The organism is Mesorhizobium sp. M7D.F.Ca.US.004.01.2.1 (assembly GCF_003997785.1).
Lineage (GTDB): Bacteria > Pseudomonadota > Alphaproteobacteria > Rhizobiales > Rhizobiaceae > Mesorhizobium > Mesorhizobium loti.
The window spans coordinates 1-3540 of sequence record NZ_RZRQ01000462.1 but is presented as its reverse complement, the minus strand read 5'-3'; the positions used below and the strand labels follow the sequence as shown (position 1 = coordinate 3540).

Annotated in this window: 5 protein-coding genes; 1 reads left to right on the top strand and 4 read right to left on the bottom strand. The window is 63.9% G+C overall.

Features of this window, described 5'->3' with window-relative positions:
* Positions 1–87: 87 nt before the first annotated feature.
* Complete coding sequence (locus EN993_RS32970) at positions 88–783, top strand: ribonuclease HII (protein ID WP_127265958.1); 696 nt, start codon at positions 88–90, stop codon at positions 781–783.
* Between the two features lie 171 nt (positions 784–954).
* Here EN993_RS32970 and EN993_RS32965 read toward each other — a convergent pair whose 3' ends face one another.
* The 4 genes from EN993_RS32965 to EN993_RS32950 form a co-directional block, all read right to left on the bottom strand.
* A complete protein-coding gene (locus tag EN993_RS32965; protein WP_164757967.1) occupies positions 955–2040 on the bottom strand; it encodes an ISAs1 family transposase in 1086 nt (361 codons plus the stop codon).
* A gap of 209 nt (positions 2041–2249) precedes the next feature.
* Positions 2250–2741: a F0F1 ATP synthase subunit B gene (locus EN993_RS32960; RefSeq protein WP_126068361.1), complete on the bottom strand. Its 492-nt coding sequence runs from the start codon at positions 2739–2741 to the stop codon at positions 2250–2252.
* A gap of 10 nt (positions 2742–2751) precedes the next feature.
* Complete coding sequence (locus tag EN993_RS32955; protein ID WP_127265954.1) at positions 2752–3336, bottom strand: F0F1 ATP synthase subunit B; 585 nt, start codon at positions 3334–3336, stop codon at positions 2752–2754.
* 62 nt (positions 3337–3398) lie between these two features.
* The coding region (locus EN993_RS32950) for a F0F1 ATP synthase subunit C (RefSeq protein WP_206532459.1) at positions 3399–3540 on the bottom strand (142 nt) is incomplete at its 5' end.

Below are 3540 nucleotides of genomic sequence, written 5' to 3'. Positions count from 1 at the left end.
CTGCAGACGGTGCCCTCCCGGTCCGGCGCCCCACCCGACCCGGAGGGACTTGCGGAGAATCGGAGCCGATGCGAACCTCGCCGCAACATGGCTCGCGCGCGTTCCGATTCTCCGCTTCTCTTTGAGATCATCGAGAAACCCGACTTCTCCTTCGAGACGAAGGCGATGGCGGACGGCCTGTGGCCAGTCGCCGGGATGGATGAAGCTGGCCGTGGTCCCCTGGCCGGGCCGGTGGTCGCAGCGGCGGTGGTGCTCGACCCCGCCAACATTCCGGACGGGCTCGACGATTCCAAACGCCTTAGCCATTTGCAACGCGAAGCGCTGTTCCTGCGCATTCTCGGCTCCGCGCAGGCGATTTCCATGGCCTCCATCAGCGCCGAGGGCATCGACGGCAGCAACATCCTCAAAGCAAGTCTCGAAGCCATGCGCCGCGCGCTGGTCGGGCTGTCGGTTCAACCGAAGCTCGCCCTTGCCGACGGGCGCGACGTGCCGCCGGGACTGCCTTGTGAAGGGCGCGCGTTGATCAAGGGCGACCAACGTTCGCAATCGATCGCTGCCGCCTCGATCGTCGCCAAGGTGATGCGCGACCGCATGATGTGCGGCTGCGGCAACCATCACGACCGCTACGGCTTCGAAGTCCATATGGGCTACGCCACGGTCCGCCATCGCACGGCGATCGAAGCACATGGCCCGGTGGCGCGGCTGCACCGCGTGTCGTTCGCGCCGTTCAGGCTGGGCGGGGCTGAGGTCATTGAGGAAGAGAGCTTCATCGGGTTGGAGTGAGCCGACGGCGATGGCAGCTAATCTCCCCCCTCGAGGGGGAGATGTCGCCGAAGGCGACAGAGGGGGTCCGCTCGACTGGGCACCACGCCATTTTTCAGCAAAGAAGAGGCTAGCGCTTCACGCGCGGCGACCCCCTCTGGCCTGCCGGCCATCTCCCCCTCGAGGGCAGGGCTATCGCATATGAGTAAAGAGGTCACAGAAGAAGTCTTTGCTCCAGTTTGCCCTTCGCATCTTGCTGGCGATTGGTTTGTCGAGCGGATGGGCAGCCAAGATGTTTTGCGCGAGCCTTCGGATGACAGCCAGGTTTTGTGGAGCGTTGTCCTTTCGAGTGCGGGCGTCATCTTCATGGAAGACGACATCAAGGCTCCAGTGCAACTGGTTCTCGATCGTCCAGTGGGCACGTACGGTCTCGGCCAATTTGCTGGGCGTGAGCAGCTTGGAGAGCGCGATGTAGCGGACCGACGCAGCCGTCTTGTTGTCGACCGTGCGCAGGGCCTCGATGCGGCCGATGGCCTTGAGGCCGGGGAACACGGGCAGATCCTTGAGTTTGGCAAGCGGCAAGATGCTGGCTCGGCGCACTTCGGTGCGACCGTGAGCCGTATCGCGCGTTTCGAAGCAGGCGATCTCGCCTGCCGCGGCAAAGCTTTTCTCAGCCGCGGCAAACAGACGGCCACGGTTGGCCTTCAGCCCGAGGGCGTAATGCGCCTTCTGCGCAATCAGCGCCTCGGCCGTGTCGGGGCGGCAATGCAAGGCGTCGGCGGTGACCGTGCAGCCCTTGAGATCCAAGCTCTTCAGCAACGCCAGCGTCGCCCCAACCTCGTCGGAGGCCAGCGCCCGCGTTGCTGCAATCGCCAGCCTGGTCTCGGCATCCCAAGCACTGACCATCAGCGGCGGCATGAAGGCACGCCCCTTCTCATAGCCGCGCCTGAGCGCCTTGCCGTCGATGGCCACCACGCCACGCGGCGAGCCAAGTCCAAGTTCGCGCCGCAACGCCGACATGAAGGTGATCAGCGCGTTCGACAATTCCTGCGGATCAAGAAGCCGAAACACCCGGCTGAAGGTGTCGTGGCTCGGACACCCATGCTTCAGTTCGACGATCTCTTTCAGGTCGTCTTCCCAGCCCTCCACGAATTCAGCAATCTCCACACAGCTTTTGGCGCCGCACAGCGTCGCTGCAAGCGCCAGGAACAGAAGTTCCGCAAGATTATGCCGCGCATTGATATCGCGCGGATCGCGGACCTCTCGCAGGATAGACATAACCAACCGCACTGCGGCCTCCTCTGCAACGAGAAAGCCTCTCAAGAATCCCTCTTTTCCTGCTTGGCAAGAGCCAATCAACTTATCTGCGATTCCCCTGCCCTCGAGGGGGAGATGTCGCGCTCGATCGCTTCGCCCATGCGGTTATCCCACAACAAAAAAGCCGCCAGGTTGCCCGGGCGGCTCCATGTCGGCGGCTTGAGAACCGCTCAGTTCAGCTTCGACTTCACGTCCGCGAGCGAAGCCTTGAACAGATCGGCACCCGCCTTGGCGTCGATCTTGCCGGCGAGCAGCGTGCGCGCTGCCTCGACGGCGATGTCGACGGCGCTGGCGCGGACTTCACTGATGGCGTCACGCTCGGCCTGGCCGATCTTCTGTTCGGCAAGCGCGGTGCGCCGGACGACGTAGTCCTCGGTCTTCTTGTGCGCGTCCGCGGCAAGCATGTCGGCTTCGCGCTTGGCGGCGGCGACGATGTCGGCGGCCTCCTGCTCGGCTTCCTTGCGCTTGCGCTGATACTGGCCGAGCAGTTGCTGGGCCTCCTCGCGCAGCCGGCGCGCTTCGTCCAGCTCATTGCTGATCCTGGCGGCGCGGGCGTCGAGCGCCTTGGCGATCATGCCAGGCACCTTGATGTAGACGGCAACGCCCAGGAAAATGATGAGGGCTATCGTGGCCCAGAGCGTCGCGAGAGATGTGTAATCCATGATGCGCTCCTCACCGGGCCACGGATTTGACCGCGGCCGCGATCTCGGCCTTGCTGGCCTTACCGCCGACCAGAGCCTCGACGATCGCCGAAGCGGTGTCCTCGGCGATGCTGCCGACTTCCTTCATGGCATTGGCCTTGATGGAAGAAATGCGGGCTTCGGCCTCGCCGAGCTTCGCGTCGAGCGCGGCCTCGACCTTCTTGCGTGCGGTCTCGGCCTCGGCCTTGGCCGCATCGTTGGCCTGCTGGCCGATCGCGTTGGCCTTGGTCTTGGCTTCCGCCAGTTCCTGCTCGTAGGCAGCAACGGCGGCATCGGCCTCGCCCTTCAACTTGGCTGCCTGGTCGAGATCCTTGGTGATGCGATCGTTGCGGACATCGATGATGCCCCCGACGCGCGGCATCACAACCCGCTTCAGGAAGAGGTAGAACAGCCCGAAGGTGATCGCCAGCCACAGAAGCTGCGACGGGAACGTCGAAGGATCAAACGGCGGGAACGCGGCATGCGCCTCGGCGGGCACGGAAGTCCCCGAATGCGTATCGCCTGCCGCGCCGGTGGCCGGCGCGGTCTCTTCCGCAAAGGCAGATGTCACGAACATCTTATTTCCCTGTCCATACGGTAAGGTCGCACCATGCGCCTCACTTCGTCAGCCGGTGTTTCTTACTTGAACACCAGGAGGAGAGCGATCAGGAGCGAGAAGATGCCCAGCGCTTCGGTCACGGCGAAGCCGAAAATCAGGCGGCCGAACTGGCCGTCGGCAGCCGATGGGTTGCGCAGCGCGCCCGAGAGGTAGCTACCGAAG

What these genes read in the sequence shown, in the direction of transcription:
- EN993_RS32970 (WP_127265958.1), top strand. Translation starts at nt 88, where the DNA reads ATGGCTCGCGCGCGTTCCGATTCTCCGCTTCTCTTTGAGATCATCGAG.
- EN993_RS32965 (WP_164757967.1), bottom strand. Translation starts at nt 2,040, where the DNA reads ATGTCTATCCTGCGAGAGGTCCGCGATCCGCGCGATATCAATGCGCGG.
- EN993_RS32960 (WP_126068361.1), bottom strand. Translation starts at nt 2,741, where the DNA reads ATGGATTACACATCTCTCGCGACGCTCTGGGCCACGATAGCCCTCATC.
- EN993_RS32955 (WP_127265954.1), bottom strand. Translation starts at nt 3,336, where the DNA reads ATGTTCGTGACATCTGCCTTTGCGGAAGAGACCGCGCCGGCCACCGGC.